Origin of the sequence: Streptomyces sp. NBC_00554 (genome assembly GCF_041431135.1) — a bacterium.
GTDB lineage: Bacteria > Actinomycetota > Actinomycetes > Streptomycetales > Streptomycetaceae > Streptomyces.
This window is the reverse complement of record NZ_CP107799.1, coordinates 4,741,752-4,760,785: the sequence shown is the minus strand read 5'-3', so window position 1 is coordinate 4,760,785 and position 19,034 is coordinate 4,741,752. Positions and strand designations below refer to the sequence as shown.

The 19,034-nt window shown below is 71.7% G+C and carries 11 protein-coding genes; 7 read left to right on the top strand and 4 right to left on the bottom strand.

The window, feature by feature from the left end; translation table 11 throughout:
• Positions 1 to 374 precede the first annotated feature (374 nt).
• On the top strand, positions 375 to 1,415 hold the full coding sequence (locus OG266_RS20735) for a LuxR C-terminal-related transcriptional regulator (protein ID WP_371547731.1): 1,041 nt from the start codon (positions 375 to 377) through the stop codon (positions 1,413 to 1,415).
• Here OG266_RS20735 and OG266_RS20730 read toward each other — a convergent pair.
• Complete coding sequence (locus OG266_RS20730) at positions 1,372 to 2,373, bottom strand: LuxR C-terminal-related transcriptional regulator (protein ID WP_371547730.1); 1,002 nt, start codon at positions 2,371 to 2,373, stop codon at positions 1,372 to 1,374. The two genes, OG266_RS20735 and OG266_RS20730, sit on opposite strands and share 44 nt — an antisense overlap.
• A 23-nt stretch (positions 2,374 to 2,396) precedes the next feature.
• Positions 2,397 to 3,380, bottom strand: coding sequence for a helix-turn-helix transcriptional regulator (locus OG266_RS20725; protein ID WP_266457612.1), 984 nt, complete (start codon positions 3,378 to 3,380; stop codon positions 2,397 to 2,399).
• A 348-nt stretch (positions 3,381 to 3,728) separates the two neighbouring features.
• Between OG266_RS20725 and OG266_RS20720 the strand changes: the two genes are divergently transcribed.
• The gene (locus tag OG266_RS20720) at positions 3,729 to 4,064 is read left to right on the top strand and encodes a hypothetical protein (RefSeq protein WP_266457609.1); all 336 of its coding nucleotides are present in this window, start codon (positions 3,729 to 3,731) and stop codon (positions 4,062 to 4,064) included.
• Between the two features lie 133 nt (positions 4,065 to 4,197).
• Here OG266_RS20720 and OG266_RS20715 read toward each other — a convergent pair whose 3' ends face one another.
• The gene (locus OG266_RS20715) at positions 4,198 to 4,614 is read right to left on the bottom strand and encodes a pyridoxamine 5'-phosphate oxidase family protein (protein WP_371547729.1); all 417 of its coding nucleotides are present in this window, start codon (positions 4,612 to 4,614) and stop codon (positions 4,198 to 4,200) included.
• A gap of 147 nt (positions 4,615 to 4,761) precedes the next feature.
• Between OG266_RS20715 and clpB the strand changes: the two genes are divergently transcribed.
• The gene (gene clpB / locus OG266_RS20710) at positions 4,762 to 7,359 is read left to right on the top strand and encodes an ATP-dependent chaperone ClpB (RefSeq protein WP_329546413.1); all 2,598 of its coding nucleotides are present in this window, start codon (positions 4,762 to 4,764) and stop codon (positions 7,357 to 7,359) included.
• A 24-nt stretch (positions 7,360 to 7,383) separates the two neighbouring features.
• Here the strand turns inward: clpB and OG266_RS20705 are convergent, their stop codons facing one another.
• Entirely contained in the window at positions 7,384 to 8,433 is a 1,050-nt protein-coding gene (locus OG266_RS20705; RefSeq protein ID WP_371547728.1) for a LuxR C-terminal-related transcriptional regulator, read from the bottom strand.
• Between the two features lie 144 nt (positions 8,434 to 8,577).
• On the opposite strand from OG266_RS20705, the gene OG266_RS20700 reads away from it, so the two are divergent.
• The 4 genes from OG266_RS20700 (at position 8,578) to OG266_RS20685 (ending at position 19,033) form a co-directional block, all read left to right on the top strand.
• Positions 8,578 to 8,760 carry a hypothetical protein gene (locus OG266_RS20700; protein WP_371547727.1) on the top strand — a complete coding sequence of 61 codons (183 nt, stop codon included), beginning with the start codon at positions 8,578 to 8,580 and terminating at the stop codon, positions 8,758 to 8,760.
• A gap of 69 nt (positions 8,761 to 8,829) precedes the next feature.
• Positions 8,830 to 9,078, top strand: coding sequence for a phosphopantetheine-binding protein (locus OG266_RS20695; RefSeq protein WP_266457597.1), 249 nt, complete (start codon positions 8,830 to 8,832; stop codon positions 9,076 to 9,078).
• Positions 9,075 to 12,194: an amino acid adenylation domain-containing protein gene (locus OG266_RS20690; RefSeq protein ID WP_371547726.1), complete on the top strand. Its 3,120-nt coding sequence runs from the start codon at positions 9,075 to 9,077 to the stop codon at positions 12,192 to 12,194. The genes OG266_RS20695 and OG266_RS20690 overlap by 4 nt, the downstream gene beginning before the upstream one ends.
• Positions 12,191 to 19,033: an amino acid adenylation domain-containing protein gene (locus OG266_RS20685; RefSeq protein WP_371547725.1), complete on the top strand. Its 6,843-nt coding sequence runs from the start codon at positions 12,191 to 12,193 to the stop codon at positions 19,031 to 19,033. Before OG266_RS20690 ends, OG266_RS20685 begins: the two co-directional genes overlap by 4 nt.
• Position 19,034 lies beyond the last annotated feature (1 nt).

Below are 19,034 nucleotides of genomic sequence, written 5' to 3'. Positions count from 1 at the left end.
CGTGTTGCGATGGCGGACGGGGCCGCGCATAGTTGCGCTGCGGAACGCGGAAGTCGCGGATTGTGGAAGTCGCGGATTGTGGAAGTCGCGGAGCGCGGCGGTCGCGAATGTGGCGGTCGTGGTGCGCGGCGGTCGCGGACGTGGAAGAGGTGGAAGCGCGCGGGCCGGTAACGCGGGAGTCCCGTAAGCGGAGTCCCGAAGGCAGGGAGTCCCGGAATTGCGGGGTCCTCGGAAGAGCAGGGGAGTCCCGGAAGCGCGGGAGTCGCGGAACACGGGGACGACGCGGAGCGTGGAAGAGCGGAAGCGTAGAACGCGCGGAAGCGTGGAAGACGCTGGAGTCGGCGGCGGGGAGATGGCCGGGCAGGAGTGGGGAGATGGCCGGGCAAGGCACGGACAGGCATCCGCACGGCGCTGACCAGCTGTGCGCGGCAGGGGACCGGGTGTACTCGCGGGCCGTGCGGCGCGGCCGTGTGCCCCGCGAGGACGCGGAATCGGTGCCCTGCCTGCTGGAGTTGGCGCTGCTGCACCCCGACCCCGACGACATGGGGTGGCTGGTGCCGACCTCGCCGCAGGAGGTCATGACGCGGCTGCTGCGCGGGGTGTACGAGGAAGTCAGCGCGAGCCAGGCACGGGTGGGCGACGCGGTGTCCGCGTTCGAGTGGTACGCCGGGCTCGGCGGGCGCGTCCAGGGGCCGGCGGAGGGTGTGGCGATCCGCGTCCTCGACGGGCTGCCCCGCATCCGGGCCGCCATGGACGCGGCGACCGAGGCGTGTACGTCCGAGGTGCTCACCGTGCAGCCGGGCGGCATCCGCCGCGAGGACGAACTCTCCGAGGGCCTGCACCGCGCGCTGGGCCTGCGCCACCGCGGCGTACGCATGCGCGACCTGTACACCCACGTGGCGAGGCATGGCCAGGGCCTGCTGAACTACATGGAGCTGATGGGGGATTCGGCGGAGGCCCGCACCCTCGACGAGGTCCTGGAACGCCTCATCCTCTTCGACCGCACGGTCGCCTTCATCCCAGCTAACTCGGACCGCACGATAGCGCTGGAGCTGCGTCACCCGGCCCTCGTGGACTACCTGGTGACGGTCTTCGAGCGCCTGTGGCGCTTGGCGATCCCCCTCGCCTCCCCGCTCCCCTCGACGGGCATCGAGGGCATCACCCACCGGGAGCGGTCCATCGCCGCGCTCCTGGCCGAGGGCCACCAGGACGCGGTCGTCGCGGAACGTCTGGGCATCAGCGTCCGTACGTGCCGTGCACACATCGCCCGCCTCTCGGAAACCCTGGGCGCCGCGAGCCGCACCCAACTGGGAGTCCGCATCGCCCAGGCGGGCCTGGACGACCCTCCGCGTTCCTCGGAACTCGAGGCCGTCACGGCTCCCGCTGTGCCCGGTCCCGCTGGTCCGCCTGCTTGAGGATCCCCGACTCGGCGATGAGGTAGCCGAGTTGGGCTCGGCTTTCGCTGCCGAGGGTGGCTGCGAGTTTGGCTATGTGGACTCGGGCTGTGCGGATGTTGAGGCCGAGGCGTTCGGCGATGGTTGCGTCTGTGTGGCCTTCGATGAGGAGGGCGGCGATGGCTTGTTGGCGGGGCGTGACGCCGTTCAGGGAGGGCTGTTGGACGGCCTGGGGGTACATGGGGGTGGCCAGGCGCCAGAGGCGGTCGAAGGTGGTGGCGAGGTAGGCGACCATGGCGGGATTGCGGACCTCGACGGCCATCGTGCGGTCGGTGTTCGCGGGGATGAAGGCCACGGTGCGGTCGACGACGATGAGGCGGTCGGTGACCTCGTCGAGGGTGCGGACCTCGACATCGCCGTTCAGGTTCTCGTAGTGGGCGAGAGCCACCGGGTCGTGGCGGGAGGTGTGCTGGTAGAGGGTGCGCATCCGGCAGCCCCGCGCGAGCATCTCCTGCTCAAGCAGGAACGCGCCTGCCAGTAGGGGAGCGGGACGCTTGCCGCCGGGCTGGATCGTGAGTACCTCGCGCGAAGAGCCGGCCATGGCTCTGGCGATCGCGGCGTTGATCCGCTCGAGGTCGGTCAGGACGGTGTTCGCGGGTGCGTCCGTGGGTGATGCCTGCGCCGCGTGCAGCGCCATGAGCGGCTCGAAGGCCTCCGCCAGGCGCGCTTCGCGCTGTCGCTGGCGGGCGATGTCCTCGGCGGTGGTGTGCAGTAGCCGGGGGAGGGCTATGGCGGGCGCTACGGGACGCAGCCAGTCCGTGTCCTCAAGGTCCGGCTGGAGCAGGCCGGAGCTGATCAGGCAGGGGGCGGAGTCCGCGTCCTGCAGGGCGACGCGGCCCTCGCGCAGTGCGCGGGCGTACAGGTTCAGGCCCGCCTCGCACAGCTCGTCGGCTCTGTGACCGTGTGCCCCGGCGCTCACCTGTCGCTCTCTTCCCTCGGCATTCAGTGGTCCTGGTCCAGGATTCCCGACTGCGCTATCAGAAAGCCGAGTTGCGCCCGGCTGCCGCTGCCCAGGGACACGGCGAGTTTCGCAATGTGGGCGCGGCAGGTGCGGACGTTCATGCCGAGGCGCCGGGCTATGGCCTCGTCGACGTGGCCCTCGACGAGGAGCTTGGCTATGGAGCGCTGGACTCCGCTGATGCCATCAGGAGTGGACTCGTACGGCACCTCCTCCAAGAGGGGCGTCGCGCGTTGCCACAGTTGCTCGAAGACCTTGATGAGGTACTTCACCAGGCCGGGATGGCGGAGTTCGAGCGCGACTTGCCGGTCGTCGCGCGCGGGGATGAAGGCCACTGTCTCGTCGCAGATGATGAGTCGCTCGATGAGTTCCTCAAGGGTGCGAATTTCGACCTTGGCGCCGGCCATCTGGTCCACGTAGGCGAAGGTGCTCTGACTGTGCCGGACCGTGTGCTGGTAGAGGGTGCGCACCGAGATGCCGCGCTCGATGAGAGGCTTGCTCCGTTCGAGGGCCTGACTCAGTGCGTTCTCCGGCCGACCGCCACCAGGCTGCACGGTGAGGACTTCGACCCGGCTCTCCGCTATGGCTACATCCAGGGCCGTGTTGATTCTGCTGAATCCCTCCAGCACCGTGATGGCGTGGGTCGTGGCGGGCTTCTGCGCACTGATGGCCAAGAACGGCTCGAACGTATCGGCAAGGTCAACGGAAAGCCTCCGCCGGTCCTGGATCTCCCGCTCGATCGGCTGGAGCTGCTGGGAGAGTGCGATCGACGGTGGCACAGGGCGAAGCCAGTTCGCGTCGTCCGGGTCGGGATGCAGCAGGGCGAATTCGACCAGGCAGGGGGCAGGCTCTACCTCGACGCGAGCGATGCGTCCGGCGCTCAGGGCACCGGCGTAGAGACGGGCACCCTCGTCGCATAGAGCGGTGATCGAATGAGGATGTGTCGGGTTTGTGTTATTTGTTATCAATTCTCCACCCCCCAGGGTCCTGAACGTGCAGGAACATGATGCATCGAGTGTGTGGCATCCATGTGCCTGAATGAGCCATCGTCTTGTTCTGCGGGGGAGAGGATGTCATCGAGTGAGGACGAAGCCGACTATGCGAAAGAGAATGCTTCGATCAGTGTTGGCCGCGGCCGTCGTGGCCGCCGCACTGGCACTTGGTGCGGCAAGTCCTCTCGACGTCGCCTGGACTTCTGCTCCCGCGGAGGTTGGTGCTCAGCAAGGGGACGTCGGTTGGACCTCCGCTCCTGCTGATGTTGTCGCCGTTCAGCAGGGCGACGTTGGTTGGACCTTTACCCCGGCGGGCGACGGCGCATGACCACCCCTCCCGACGACCGCTCCTTCCGCCGAGAAATGGCCACCGCCTATCGCTCCGGTTGGCACTTCATCGACCTGGTCACCGCCATCCCCCACAGTGGTGACTCGTTGATGGTGACGGTATTCGGAGAGCCGGTCGTCGTCACGCGTGACGACGACGAGGATCTGCGGGCGTACCGGTGTTTGCGGCGGCCTCGGGGGGCGCCGCAGCCAGTGCGGTGTGCCATTCGGTACGGAATGATCTTTGTGAACCTCGACCAGCGTGACCACCAGCTGGTCGAGCCGGAAGCCCCGGACGTGCAGACCATCTCAGCCACCCCCCGCAGTGCCTGACGCGATTCCCCCGTCGTAGTAAATCGCGCAGGTGCTTCCCCCCGCAGCGGCGTCACCGTGACCTGAACACGGTGACGCCGCTGCAGTTTTACGTGAAACCTCCAGGTATCGGCCACTTCGGGACGGGCCGCGATCAGCCGCGCCCCAGCGCCGAGGTCAGCTGGATCTCGATCACCACCCGGGAGGGATTGGGGGAGGGCGTGCGCCCGTACCGCTCCGCGTACCGCCGCTCCGCCTCCGCGATGCGCCCGGGGTCGACGGACACCGTCGCGAGCCCCTCCAGCGTCGCCCAGCGGCGTCCGTCGACCTGACAGGCGGCCACCCGCACCCCGCCGGGGCCCGCGGCCAGCACATGGCCGACCTTCGCGCTGGACTTGTTCGCGATCACCCGAGCCAGACCGGCCTCGGGATCGTATGTAACCCCGACGGGCACCACGTGCGGGCTGCCGTCGGGACGCAGGGTCGTCAGCGTGCACAGGTGCCGCTCCCGCCAGAAGCTGAGGTAGGCGGCGTCCGGCTGTCGCGGATCCACCGGGTACGAGGAAGGCATGGGCCGAATCTACGTGCCTCGGGTCCCGGATCCGGGACCCGGATCCGCTCCCGAACCCACCCTTGAGTGGAATAGACTCAACTTTGTGCCAGTTGGAACACTCAAGATCTAGTACCGGCATCTAGTACCCAGGAGGAGAACGCGACCGTGGACGCCGAGCTGACCAACAGGAGCCGGGACGCGATCAACGCGGCCAGTACCCGGGCCGTGTCCGGGGGCCACCCGGACCTCACCCCCGCCCACCTGCTGCTCGCGCTGATCGAGGGGCAGGACAATGAGAACATCATCGACCTGCTGGCCGCCGTCGAGGCCGACCAGGCCTCCGTGCGGACCGGCGCCGAGCGCGTGCTCGCGGGTCTGCCCAGCGTGACCGGATCCACCGTTGCGCCCCCGCAGCCCAACCGTGAGCTGCTCGCCGTCATCGCGGACGCGGCCGAGCGGGCGAAGGAGCTCGGGGACGAGTTCATCTCCACCGAGCACCTGCTCATCGGAATCGCCGCCAAGGGCGGCCAGACCGGCGACATACTCTCCCAGCAGGGGGCGAACGCCAAGAAGCTCCTCGACGCGTTCCAGAAGAGCAGGGGAGGGCGCCGGGTGACCACCCCGGATCCCGAGGGCCAGTACAAGGCGCTCGAAAAGTTCGGTACCGACTTCACGGCCGCGGCGCGTGAGGGCAAGCTCGATCCCGTCATCGGCAGGGATCAGGAAATCCGCCGGGTGGTGCAGGTCCTGTCCCGGCGCACCAAGAACAACCCCGTCCTCATCGGCGAGCCCGGCGTCGGCAAGACCGCCGTCGTCGAGGGGCTCGCCCAGCGGATCGTGAAGGGCGACGTCCCGGAGTCGCTCAAGAACAAGCGGCTCGTCTCGCTCGACCTGGGCGCGATGGTCGCCGGGGCGAAGTACCGGGGCGAGTTCGAGGAGCGGCTCAAGACCGTGCTCGCGGAGATCAAGGACTCCGACGGGCAGATCATCACCTTCATCGACGAGCTGCACACGGTCGTGGGCGCCGGCGCCGGAGGGGACTCCTCCATGGACGCGGGCAACATGCTCAAGCCCATGCTCGCGCGCGGTGAGCTGCGCATGGTGGGTGCCACCACCCTCGACGAGTACCGGGAGCGGATCGAGAAGGACCCCGCCCTGGAGCGGCGCTTCCAGCAGGTGCTCGTCGCCGAGCCGTCCGTCGAGGACACCATCGCGATCCTGCGCGGGCTCAAGGGGCGGTACGAGGCCCACCACAAGGTCGTGATCGCGGACAGCGCGCTCGTCGCCGCCGCGACGCTCTCCGACCGGTACATCACCTCCCGCTTCCTCCCCGACAAGGCCATCGACCTCGTCGACGAGGCCGCGTCCCGGCTGCGCATGGAGATCGACTCCTCCCCCCTCGAGATCGACGAGCTCCAGCGCCAGGTGGACCGGCTCCGCATGGAGGAGCTGGCGCTCGACAAGGAGACCGACCCGGCCTCGCGCGAGCGCCTGGAGAAGCTGCGCCGCGACCTCGCCGACAAGGAGGAGGAGCTGCGCGGCCTCACCGCCCGCTGGGAGAAGGAGAAGCAGTCCCTCAACCGCGTCGGTGAGCTGAAGGAGAAGCTGGACGAACTCCGCGGCCAGGCCGAACGCGCCCAGCGCGACGGCGACTTCGACACCGCCTCCAAGCTGCTGTACGGCGAGATCCCCTCCCTGGAAAGGGACTTGGAGGAAGCCTCCGAGGCCGAGGTGGAGGTCTCCAAGGGCACCATGGTGAAGGACGAGGTCGGACCCGACGAGATCGCCGACGTGGTCGGTGCCTGGACCGGGATCCCGGCAGGACGCCTCCTCGAGGGCGAGACGCAGAAACTCCTGCGCATGGAGGAGGAGTTGGGGCGCCGGCTCATCGGGCAGGCGGAGGCCGTGCAGGCGGTGTCGGACGCCGTACGACGCACGCGCGCCGGAATCGCCGACCCGGACCGGCCCACCGGATCCTTCCTCTTCCTCGGCCCGACCGGCGTCGGCAAGACCGAACTTGCCAAGGCGCTCGCCGACTTCCTCTTCGACGACGAGCGCGCCATGGTCCGTATCGACATGAGCGAGTACGGCGAGAAGCACAGCGTCGCCCGACTGGTGGGCGCGCCGCCCGGCTACGTCGGGTACGAGGAGGGCGGTCAGCTCACCGAGGCGGTGCGCAGGCGGCCGTACAGCGTCGTGCTGTTGGACGAGGTGGAGAAGGCGCACCCCGAGGTCTTCGACATCCTCCTCCAGGTGCTGGACGACGGCCGCCTGACGGACGGTCAGGGCCGGACGGTCGACTTCCGCAACACCATCCTGATCCTCACGTCGAACCTGGGCAGCCAGTACCTGGTCGAGCCGATGACCTCCGACGAGGTGAAGAAGCAGCAGGTCCTCGAGGTCGTACGGGCCTCTTTCAAGCCGGAGTTCCTGAACCGGCTCGACGACCTGGTGGTCTTCTCCGCCCTGAACAAGGAGGAGCTGGAGCGCATCGCCAGGCTCCAGATCGACCGGCTCGCCGGGCGCCTCGCCCAGCGGCGCCTCACCCTGGAGGTCACCGACGCGGCCCTGGCCTGGCTCGCCGAGGAGGGCAACGACCCCGCCTACGGCGCCCGCCCCCTGCGCCGCCTCATCCAGACCGCCATCGGCGACCGTCTCGCCAAGGAGATCCTGGCGGGCGAGGTCAAGGACGGCGACACGGTCCGGGTGGACGCCTTCGGGGACGGGCTGATCGTGGGCCCGGCGACGGGGAAGACGCTGTAGCCGGCGGTGTCCGTCAGGGGGAGGTCACGTACGCGTGGCCTCCCCCAACAGGTTCTGGGTGTGGGCGAGATAGCCCGCCTGGAACCGGCTCTCGGCGCCCAGGCGCTGGAATATGTCGGCGATGTACTTGCGGCAGGTGCGCAGCGAGACGCCGAGACGGCGGGCGATCACCTCGTCCTTGAGTCCCTGGCTGAGCAACTGCACGATGCCCTGCTGCAGTTCGTCGACGGCCACCGGGGTGCGATGGGCGTCGGTGAACGGGACGGCCTGGTCCCAGGCGTAGTCGAAGGCATTGCACAGGAACGCCACCGCGGCGGGGGAGCGGACCACGGCCGCGCCGCCGCGCTGCTTGTGATGGGGGACGAAGACCACCTTCCGGTCGAAGGCGATCATGCGCCCGAACAGCTCGGTGAGCGTACGGACTTCGGCGCCCGCGGGTGAGATGCGCTCCACGTACGCCTGGGTGGGAGCGTGGTGGCGGGCGGAGTGCTGGTAAAGCGTCCGCATCCGCACACCACGGGTGAGCAGTGCCTGGTCCCGGCCGACCGCCTGCTCCAGCTCGGCCGTGGGGCGGCCGCCGCCCGGCTGGCAGGTGATCATCTCCCGCTCGCACTCGGCGCTGGCCTGCTCTATCAGCGCGATCACGTCGCTGAGCGACTCCACCACCTCGACGGTGTCCCGGCTCTCGGTGCGGTCCTCCTCGCGGGGCGCGTACACCGAGGCGAGGGCGGCGAGTGAGTCGCGGCGCGAGTTCAGCTCGAACAGGCGCTGCCTGAGCCGGGATTCGGCCGAGGCCATGCGGGCGGCCGCGATGTGCGGATGCACGATGCGCCAGGACGATTCGTGAAAGCCCAGCGGGAAGAGATCGTGCGAGCCGGGTTCCTCGTCGGCGAGATGGAATTCTCGCAGGGCGTCGATCGCGGCACGCGCTTCCGCCTCTGAAATGTCGAGCGCTCGGGCCGCCTCCCCCGTGGCGAAGAATGCTTGTTTCGCTCCCCAGCTATAGAGCCGGATGTGTTCCGGCGCGAGCTGCTGAAGGAGCTGGGTAGGGTCCGATTCAAGGATTTTGTCCATTTGTTCCCCCCTGCATCTTGCTGTTCGCATCATCCTGCTCGATGGATTACTGGAACTCCACGGCGGCCGGATTACAACATCGTGAAACACACCGCTCGTGCGATCGGGCGGTCACGCAGAGCCGTCACGGGGGAGGGGCTTTCTGTGAAGAAAGCACGATTTATCACCACCGCACTTTTGGTCCTGGCCGGGCTGGCCGGCGGCGTGGGCGCCGCCGCCGCCACCGGCGCCGGCGATGTCCTGGAACGAGCCGGAAACACGTCGGTAGCGGAAAACGGTCACGTGCGACCGCTCGTCGTCACGCCGGACGACAGCGCGTGGAGCTAGCCGACCGCGGTGAATCGCGGCAATGGATCACTGGCTCGCTGGATCGACGGATCACCGGAGAAGACTGAAATGACACAGATCGACGAAGTGTCCCGGATCGACGCGGAAAGTGTGCGGCGCATATTCGCCGACGTGCTGGGGGTGGAAATCCGGGAGGATTCCTCTTTCCTCGCGCAGGGCGGGGATTCCTTCCACGCCGTACTCGTCGTCGCACGTATCGAGGACGACTGGGGGCTGGAGGCCGATTTCACCGACGTACTCCAGTCCACTCCGGGCGAACTGGCCCGGGCGCTGGCCACCGCACCTCGCCTCTCATGACGCTCAGGCGTCCCTCGGTCGCTGCCGGACCCGGCCATCCCGTGCCGGCCGCTGCCACCGCCCACGAGGCGGTGCTCCGGCAGGCCGCCCGGACCCCGCGGGCGACAGCCCTGCGGGGTCCGGGCGGGACATCCCTCTCGTACGCCGAACTGGCCGACCGGGCACGGGAGATCGGCCGACGGCTCACGGCGGCGGGGGTGCGGCCCGGCACGTTCGTGCCAGTGGTGGCGGTGAACGGCGCGGACTTCGTCGTCGCGGCCCTCGGCGTCCTGCTCTCGGGCGCCGCGTACGCCGCGGTCGACCCGGCGTGGCCCGCGGCGCGCGTCCGCGGAGTCGTCGCGGACCTGGGGGCCACGGTCGCGATCGAGACGGGCGGGGGCGCGGGGTGGCTGCCCGAGGGGGTCAGGGTGATCTCCCTGGCCGGTTCGGCTGAGACGGCTGTGGACGCGGGTGACTTGGCGGACGTGGCTGAAACGGCCGTCGACTTGCGTGACTTGGTGGTCGTCGGAGCCGACGCCCCCGCCTGTGTCTTCTTCACCTCCGGGTCGACCGGGCGGCCCAAGGGGGTCGTCGTTCCGCATCGGGCGTTCGTGCGGACCTTTGTCGAGGGCGGGTACGCGGAGTTCGGGGCCGGGGCTGTGATGCCGCTGCTGGCGGCGCCGTACTGGGATGCGGGGGCCCTGGAGGTGTTCGGGCCGCTCATGAACGGCGGCACCTGCGTCGTGCCGGACGAGCCCTTGATCACGCCGGACGGCCTGCGCGGCCTCGTCTCCGGGCACGGCGTGAACACGCTCTGGCTGACCAGCTCCCTCGTCAATCTGCTCGTCGACGAGGACCCCGACGCGTTCACCGGCGTACGCCAACTCCTGTGTGGCGGTGAGCGGTTGTCGCCCGCGCACATCGCCGCCCTGCTGGCCCGGCACCCCGGGCTGCGCATCACCAACGGGTACGGCCCCGTCGAGTCCATGGTGTTCGTCGCCACGCACGACATCCGCGCCGCCGACACCGGCGCCGAGTACGGCATCCCCCTCGGCCTGCCCGTCCGCGGCACCCTCGTCGCCGTGCTCGACAGCGAGGGCCGGACCGTGGAGTGCGGCACCGAGGGTGAGCTGTGGGTCGCGGGTGACGGGCTCGCGCTCGGCTATCTCGGCCGGCCCGAGGAGGACGCGCGCCGCTTCGCCGCGATCGACGTACCGGGGTACGGCACGCTGCGCGCGTACCGCACCGGGGACCGGGTGCGCATGGACGACGAGGGCCGGCTGTCCTTCATCGGGCGTGCCGACCGGCAGTTCAAGATCCGTGGATACCGGGTCGAGCCCGGCGAGGTGGAACGCGGTGTCGCCGCGGTACCGGGCGTCAGGCAGGCCTTCCTGATCCCGCTGCGCGACGCGCACGGCACCGTCACCGCGACCGTCTGCGCGTACGCGACCGAGTCGGCCGCCCCCCTTCCGGAGCACGCCCTGCGCGAATCCGCCGGCGAGGCCCTCGCCTCCCACCTCCGCCCCGACCGCTACCTCCACCTGCATCCCGTACCCCTCGGCCCGACGGGCAAGGCGGACGTACGGGCGGTGGAGGCGTGGGTGACCGAGCAGGTCGCGGCGGCGCGGCCGGAACCCGTGTCCGCCGAGGCGCCGGCGTCCACCGTCCTGCGCGAGGTCCGCGCCATCCTCGGGGAACCCGGGCTGACACCGGGGACCGATCTGCTGCTCGGTGGGGCGAGTTCGCTGCACATGCTGCGGATCGCCGCCCGGCTGGGGCGCCTGCTCGGCGTCCGCCTGTCGGTCCGTGAGGTGTACGAGAACCCGACGGTGCGGGCCCTGGAGGCGCTCGCCGAGCGGGCCCCCGCACAGCAGGCCGCGCCCGCGCCGACCACTCCCGCCTCCGAACTCTCCCCCGGTGAGCGCCGCTTCTGGCTGGCAGGACGGCTGGTGCCGGATGCTCCCGGGCATGTGGCCATCAGCCGGATCGAGATCACCGGCGCGCTCGACCAGGAGCGGCTGGCACGGGCCCTGGCGGTGGTCGTCGCCGCGCACCCCGCACTGCGGACGACTTTCCCGCGCCGGGCAGGCCGGCCCCTCCGGTCGGTGTCCGAGCCGGGCGTGGCGGCTCCGCCGCTGGTACTGGCGCAAGGGCGCGTGGACGAGGAGGAGTTGACGCGCGAGCTGGTGGCGCGCGTACAGGATCTCGAAGGCGGGCCCCTGTTCGCGGCGGGGCTGCTCGGCGGAGGCACCGGTGCCGAGGCCCACCTGCTGCTGCTCGCCGTGCACCACATCGTGTACGACGGTCGGTCCGAGGAGGTGCTCGTCGGAGACCTCGCCGCCGCGTACGAGGGCGGGGCCGTCGACCCGGCCCCGGCACCGCCCTCCGGTGGCACTCCGCTCGACGGCGCTGAACAGACGTACTGGAAGACGGAGTTGGAAGGGCTGCCGGCGGCACGCTGGCCCGGCGGTGGCCGTGACCTACAGATGCGGGAGCTGTGGACCCGGCCGCTCCTCTCGCGGCACGTCGGTCTGAGCGCGGAACAGACCGACGCGTTGCGGGAGTTCGCGGCCCGCGCCCGGTACCCCGTGCTGGTGCCGCTGCTCGCGGCCTGGTGGCGGGCGCTGGCCAAGGTCACGGGACAGGACGACCTCGCCATCGGGACGATCGTCGACACCCGGGACGCCGCACACGAACGCACGGTCGGCTACCTCGCCAACGGCCTGCCCGTACGCATCGCCGCCGACCCGGCGCTCGACCCCGGCGAACTGCTCCGCCTCGTGGGCGACCGGCTCCTCGACGTCCTCGCGCACAGCGCGCCCGGCACGGACGAGCTCGCGGCGCTTGCGCCCCGCCCGGCGGGCGGCCGTACTCCGCTCTACCAGAACCTGCTGGTGCTGCAACGGGTCGCAAGGCCCGCCGAGGGCGGCGGTGCCCGGTTCGTGCCACTGGCCGCGCCCGCGCTGGGCCCGCAGGCCGAACTCTGTTGCGAACTGTGGGACGACGGCACGGCGTTCACCGGTGCCGTCCACGCCCCCGAGGGTCTGTTCGACCTCCCCGCGCTCGCCGAAATCACCGCACTCTTCCGTGCCGAGCTCACCCGCTTCACGGATCGCGCCCCGAAGGACCCCACATGACCGAGAAGGACGCCCCGCTCTCCTGGACCCAGGAGCGGATCTGGTTCGAGGAGCAACTGCGGCCGGGCGACGCGGCCTACAACATGCCCGTGGCGCTTCGGGTCCAAGGACCCCTGGACACCGCGCGGTTGCGGCTGGCCTTCGACACCCTCGCCGCCCGGCACGAGGCACTGCGCACCGTCTTCGACACCGTCGACGGGGTGCCCGTGCAGCGGACCGTCGAGGGCCTGACGGTGCCGGTGGAGACCCAGGACGTACGGGCCCTGCCGGATCCCGCGGCGGCCGCCGCGACGGCGCTGCGGCGGGCCTCACGGGCACGCTTCGACCTGGCGCGCGGACCGCTGCTGCGCGTACTCGTCGTCCGGACGGCCGACGAGGAGCACCTGTTGCTCCTGACGGCGCATCACCTCATCGCCGACGGCTGGTCGTTCGGGCTCCTCTTCCAGGAGCTGTCGCGCGTGTACGCCGAGCCCGCGGACCCCGGTCTGCGGCCCCTGCGCCGCACGTACGCCGACGCCGTGCGCGCCGAGTGGGCGGAGCTGGACGAGGCGGCCGTGGACCGGCTCGTCGACTGGTGGCGCCGCCATCTGGACGGTGTACCAAGGGTGTTGGAGCTGCCGGCCGACCGGCCCCGGCCCGCCGTACGGGGGCACCGGGGCGCGCGCCGTCGCCTTGCCGTGGACGCGGCGACCGCGCACGCGGTGCGGGAGCTGGCGCGGGCCCACGAGGCGACGCCGTTCATGGCGCTGCTCGCGGCGTTCGGCGTGGTGCTGGCACGGCACACCGGGCAGGAGCGGATGGTCGTGGGCACCCCGGCGTCCACCCGCGGCGCGGGCACCCGTGATCTCGTCGGCTGCTTCCTCAACACGCTGCCCGTCAAGGTGGACGCCGCCGGCGACCCCACCTTCGGCGAGCTGCTCGGGCGGGTCCGGCGGGACTCCCTGGACGCGTTCGGGCACCAGCGGGTGCCGTTCGGGCGGCTGATCTCGGGGCTCGCCCCGGAACGCGATCTCTCCCGCAACCAGCTCGTGCAGGTCTTCTTCAACGTCCTGCCGCCGTCCGGGGTGCCGGACCTGGCCGGCTGCCGGGTGGAGGCCCTGCCCTTCGGGGACATCGACAACAAGTTCGACCTCACGCTGTACGTGGGGACCGAGGCCGACGGCGGGCTGACCCTGGACGCGGTGTACGACGCCGCGCTGTACGAGGGGGAGCGCGTCGCCGACCTCCTTGAGCAGCTGCGCGGGGTGCTGACCCTGGCCAGTGCCGAACCCGGCCTGCGCGTCAGCGAGTTCGCCCTCTCCACGCCCCGTTCGGCGGCGCTGCTGCCCGACCCGGCCGCCGAACTCCCCGTCTCCGTAACCGAGTCACTCCTCGACCGGCTCGCCAAGCACACGGCGGCGTCTCCGCAGGCGCCCGCGCTCGTCGCCGGGACGACCGCCGACGGAGACGTCTGGTCGTACGCCGAACTGGACCGGGCGACCGACCGGCTGGCCCGGGTGCTGCGCGAGCGCGGCATCCGCCCCGGCGACGTCCTCGCCCTGCACGCCGCCCGCCACCCGGCGGTCGTCCTCGGCATCCTGGCCGCGGTGAAGGCAGGCGCGGTCTTCTCGGTCCTGGACGCGGACTACCCGGACGAGGCGCTGTCGGCCCGCGCACAGGCCCTCTCCCCCCGAGCCTGGCTGGCCTGCGCCCCCGACCGCCCCCTCCCCGCCTTCGTCACGGGCCCGGTACTACGCGTCGACCCGGCACGCGAGCGCGAACTGGCGCGGACGCCGGGTGACCTGCCGGAGGCCCGCGTGCCGTCGGACGGCACGCGGCCCGGACCCCTCTCAGGGCCGAGCCGAAGCCCGCGGGAGAACAGCGCCGTCCCGCCCGACGATTCCCCCGACACCCCGCAGGGGCCGCGCGCCCCGACGTCCGGCACCGCGGCCACGGCTGGCCCGGTACCGGGCCAGCCGGGCCAGCCGGGCCAGCCGGGCCAGCCGGGCCAGCCGGGCCAGCCGGGCCAGCCGGGCCAGCCGGGCCAGCCGGGCCAGCCGGGCCAGCCGGGCCAGCCGGGCCAGCCGGGCCAGCCGGGCCAGCCGGGCCAGCCGGGCCAGCCGGGCCAGCCGGGCCAGCCGGGCCAGCCGGGCCAGCCGGGCCGTTCCGCTCAGGGTGTGCAGCGTGGCCCGGGTGTTCTCGACGGCGACGTCCCCGCCTACGTCGCCTTCACCTCGGGTACGACGGGGCGGCCCCGGCCGGTGCTCGGCGGGCACCGGCCGCTTGTGCACTTTCTCGACTGGTACGCGCGGGCCTTCGGGCTCGGGCCCGCGGACCGGTTCGCCGCGCTGTCCGGGCTCGGGCACGACCCGTTTCTGCGGGACGTGCTGGCGCCGCTGTGGGCGGGTGCGGCCGTGGTGTTCCCCGACGCGGACGTGCGCGACGTGCGGGCCGTCGGGGAGTGGCTGCGGGCGGCCGGGGCGACGGTCGCGCACCTCACGCCGGCCCTCGGCGGGGCGCTCGCCGAGCAGGCGGACGGAGAGCCCTGGCCGCGCCTGCGGCTCGTGGGCTTCGGGGGCGACACCCTGACCGGCCGTACCGTACGGGACTGGGCCCGGCTCGCCCCCGGCGCCGACCTGCTCAACATGTACGGCGCCACCGAGACCCCGCAGGCGGTGTCGGTGCACCGAGTCCACCGCGCCGGGTCCGCCGCCGACCCGCGGTCCGGCGGCCCGGTGCCGCTCGGCCCCGGCATCGACGGCGTCCAGCTCCTGGTCCTCGCGGGCGACCGTCCCGCGGGCCTCGGCGAGGTCGGCGAACTCGTCGTCCGCACGCCGTACTTGGCCCGTTACGCCGATGACCGGGAGGGCGGTTACGTTCCCGATCCCTTCGCACCGGGCAGCGGCGCCCGCGTCTACCGCACCGGAGACCTGGCCCGCCTGCGCCCCGACGGTCTCATCGAGCCTCTCGGGCGTGCCGACCAGCAGATCAAGGTGCGCGGGTTCCGGGTGGAGCCCGCAGAGGTGGAGGCGGCCCTCGACGCGCTGCCCGGCGTCGCCCACAGCGCCGTGCTCGGCGTGGCGGACGCGTCCGGCGAGCGGGGACTCGTCGCGTACCTGGCCACGGGAGGCAGCGCGCTCATCACGGTCACGGGAGGTACCACGCCCACCCCGGCCACCGGAGTCACCGCACTCACCGCACTCACCCCGGCCACCGAAGCCACCGCACTCGATCTGGCCGACATCCGCGCGGCGCTCGCCCGCCGCCTTCCGGAGTACGCCGTCCCCTCCTCCTACGTCGTCCTCGACACCCTCCCGCTGACCGCGAACGGCAAGGTGGACCGCGCGGCCCTGCGGGCGCTCGGCGTCCGCGCGGAGCGGGCCACCGGTGCGTACGTCGCCCCCGACGGACCGGTCGAGCGGCGGATCGCCGAGCTGTGGGGAGAACTGCTGGGCCGCGAACGGATCGGCGCCGCCGACGACTTCTTCGCGCTCGGCGGGCACTCGCTGCTGCTGACGCGACTGCTGGCGCGCATCAGGCGGGAGTTCCACGGCGATGTCACCCTCCAGGACCTCTTCGAGCGGCCCACGGTCGCCGGGCTCGCGCCGCTGCTGAGCCGCCAGGAGACACCTGACGGTGGGGCGGTGGTCGCGCGAGGTGACGTCACCGTGTCAGGACCCCTCTCCTGGACCCAGGAGAGGCTGTGGCTGGAGGAGCAACTGCGGCCGGGGGACGCGGCGTACAACATGCCCGTCGTGCTGCGGCTGCGCGGCGCCCTCGACGACGCGGCGCTGCAGTCGGCCGTGGACACCGTCGTGGCCCGGCACGCCGTGCTGCGTACGGTCTTCGAGGCCGGACCGGACGGCACCCCGCTGCAGCGGGCGGTCGACGGCGCCCGGGTCCTCGTACGCCATGCGGACCTCTCGGGGGCTCCCGACCCGGAGTCCGCAGCCGTGGCCGCCGCGATGCGTGGCATCAAGGAGCCCTTCGACCTGACGCGCGGCCCGCTGCTCAGGGCGGAGCTCCTGCGCATCGGGCAGCAGGATCAGCTGCTCGCGCTGACCGTCCATCACATAGCCTTCGACGGCTGGTCGTTCGGTCTGCTGCTGCGCGAGCTGTCGCGGGCGTACGCCGGAGATGTGGACCAACTGCCGGAGCAGGAACTCCAGTTCGCCGATGTCGCCCGCTGGGAGCGTACGGACCTCTCCGGCCCCGCGCTCGACTCGCTGCTCGACTGGTGGCGCCGCCATCTGGACGGCGTACCAAGGGTGTTGGAGCTGCCAACCGACCGGCCGCGGCCCGCTGTGGGCACGCACCGGGGCGCGCGCCGCCGGCTGACGGTGGACGCGTCGACCGCCGCGGGGCTGCGGGAGCTGTCGCGCAGCCACGGCGGAACCCTCTTCATGACGCTGCTCTCCGCGTACTCCGTCGTCCTGTCGCGCCACACGGGGCAGGACAGTCTCCTGGTCGGCACGCCGGTCGCGAACCGGCCGCGGGCCGAGTTCGAGGATCTCCTTGGCTGCTTCCTCAATACGCTGCCGCTCCGTGTCGACCTGCACGGCGACCCGTCGTTCCCGGAACTCCTCGGCCGGGTCCGCGACACCTCGCTTGAGGCGTTCGCGCACCAGCGGGTGCCGTACGGGCGGCTGGTGAACGAGCTGGCTCCGGAGCGCGACCTGTCGCGCAGCCCGCTGGTGCAGGTGCTGTTCGCGTTGCAGAACATCGAGCTCGGCACCCTCGAAGTCCACGGTGTGGACAGCGAGTTCGTGGACATCTCGGAGGCCAACAGCCAGTTCGACCTCAACCTCCGGATGATCGACACCGGCCAGGAGCTCATCGGCTGGCTCGACTACGACGTGGAGCTCTTCGACGGCGCCACCATCGAGCGGTTCGTCGAGCACTTCACCCGCGTCCTGACCGCCGTCGTCGCCGAACCGGCCGCCCCCGTCTCCACCGTCGATCTCCTCGGGCCCGCCGAACGCACCCTGCTGGTGGACGAGTGGAACGACACGGCTGTCGACAGGCCACAGCGGGAGACGCTCACCGATCTGCTCACCGAGGCCGCCGTCAAGTACGCCGACGCGCCCGCCGTACGGTTCGAGGACAGCGAGGTGTCGTACGCCGAGCTGCACCGCCGCGCCAACCGGCTCGCCCACCGCCTGCGCGCCCTCGGCGTCCGCCCCGACACCGTCGTCGGCGTCCACCTGGAGCGGTCGCCCGAGCTGATGGTGGCCCTGCTCGCCGTACTCAAGGCGGGCGGCGCCTATCTGCCGCTGGACCCGGGCTACCCGGCCGGGCGGCTGGAGTTCATGCTCACCGACTCCGGGGCGCCCGTGCTGCTCACGGCGGCCGGAGCGGAAGCCGGGCTCACCACCGAAGGCCTCACCGTCGTCCCCGTCGACGAGCTCGCCGGAGACGGCCACCCCGACACCGAGCCGGAACCGGTCGCAGGACCCGACCACCTCGCGTACGTCATCTACACCTCGGGTTCCACCGGCCGCCCCAAGGGAGTGCAGGTCCCGCACCGCGGCATCGCCAACCGGCTGCGCTGGATGCAGGACACGTACGGGCTCACCGGCGCGGACACCGTCCTGCAGAAGACGCCGATCAGCTTCGACGTCTCCGTGTGGGAGCTGTTCTGGCCGCTGCTCACCGGCGCCCGGCTGGTCCTGGCGGAGCCCGGCGGGCATCGCGATCCGGGGTATCTGGCGGAGCTGATCCAGCGGGAGTCGGTCACCGTCTGCCACTTCGTGCCGCCCATGCTGGAGGCGTTCCTCGGTGCCGGGCGCGCGGGCGAGTGCCGTTCGCTGCGGCTCGTCGTGTGCAGTGGCGAGGCGCTCCCCGCCGAACTGGCCCGGCGCTTCCACCGCACCCTCGGGCAGGCGGAGTTGGAGAACCTGTACGGCCCCACGGAGGCGTCCGTCGACGTCACCCGCTGGTCGAGCCGCCCCGACTGGACCGGCCCCGCCCTGCCCATCGGCACCCCGATCGCCAACACCCGCACCTACGTCCTGGACGCCCGTCTGCTCCCGGCCCCCATCGGGGTGCCCGGCGAACTCCACCTGGGCGGCGTCCAGCTGGCCCGCGGCTACGGCGGACGGCCTGGCCTCACCGCCGACCGCTTCGTACCCGACCCCTTCGGCCCACCCGGCTCCCGCCTCTACCGCACCGGAGACATCGCGCGCTGGAACGCCGAGGGCCGCATCGAGTACCTCGGCCGCGCCGACCACCAGGTCAAGGTGCGCGGCTTCCGCATCGAACTCGGCGAGATCGAGGCGGCGTTGCTCGCCGTGAACGGCATCACCCAGGCCGTCGCCATCGTCCGCGAGGACCAGCCGGGCGACCGGAGGATCGTCGCGTACGTCGTGTACGTCACGGGCGGACGGGCTCCTTCCGTCGGCGAGTTGCGCACCGCCTTGGCGGAGCGCCTCCCCGAGCACATGATCCCCGCCGCCCACGTCGTCCTCGACGCCCTGCCGCTCAGCCCGAACGGCAAGGTCGATCGCAAGGCGCTGCCCGCCCCCGACCGCTCCGGCGGGACATCCGCCGCGTACGTGGCGCCGGGCAACCCGCAGGAGGAGCGGCTCGTCGCGCTGTGGCAGCGGGTGCTCGGAGTCGACCGGGTCGGCGTGCGCGACAACTTCTTCGAGATCGGCGGGGACTCGATGCATGCCGTGCGGATCGTCGGTCTCGCCCGTGAGGACGGGCAGGACATCCCGCTTCAGCGGCTTTTCACCAGCCAGACCGTCGAGGCCCTCGCGCAGTGGCTGGCCACCCGCACCGACAGCGGGGCCGGACGCCGTGAGGTCGCGGCCTTCGGCCTGCTCTCACCGGAGGACCTGGCCCGGCTCCAGGCGTGAC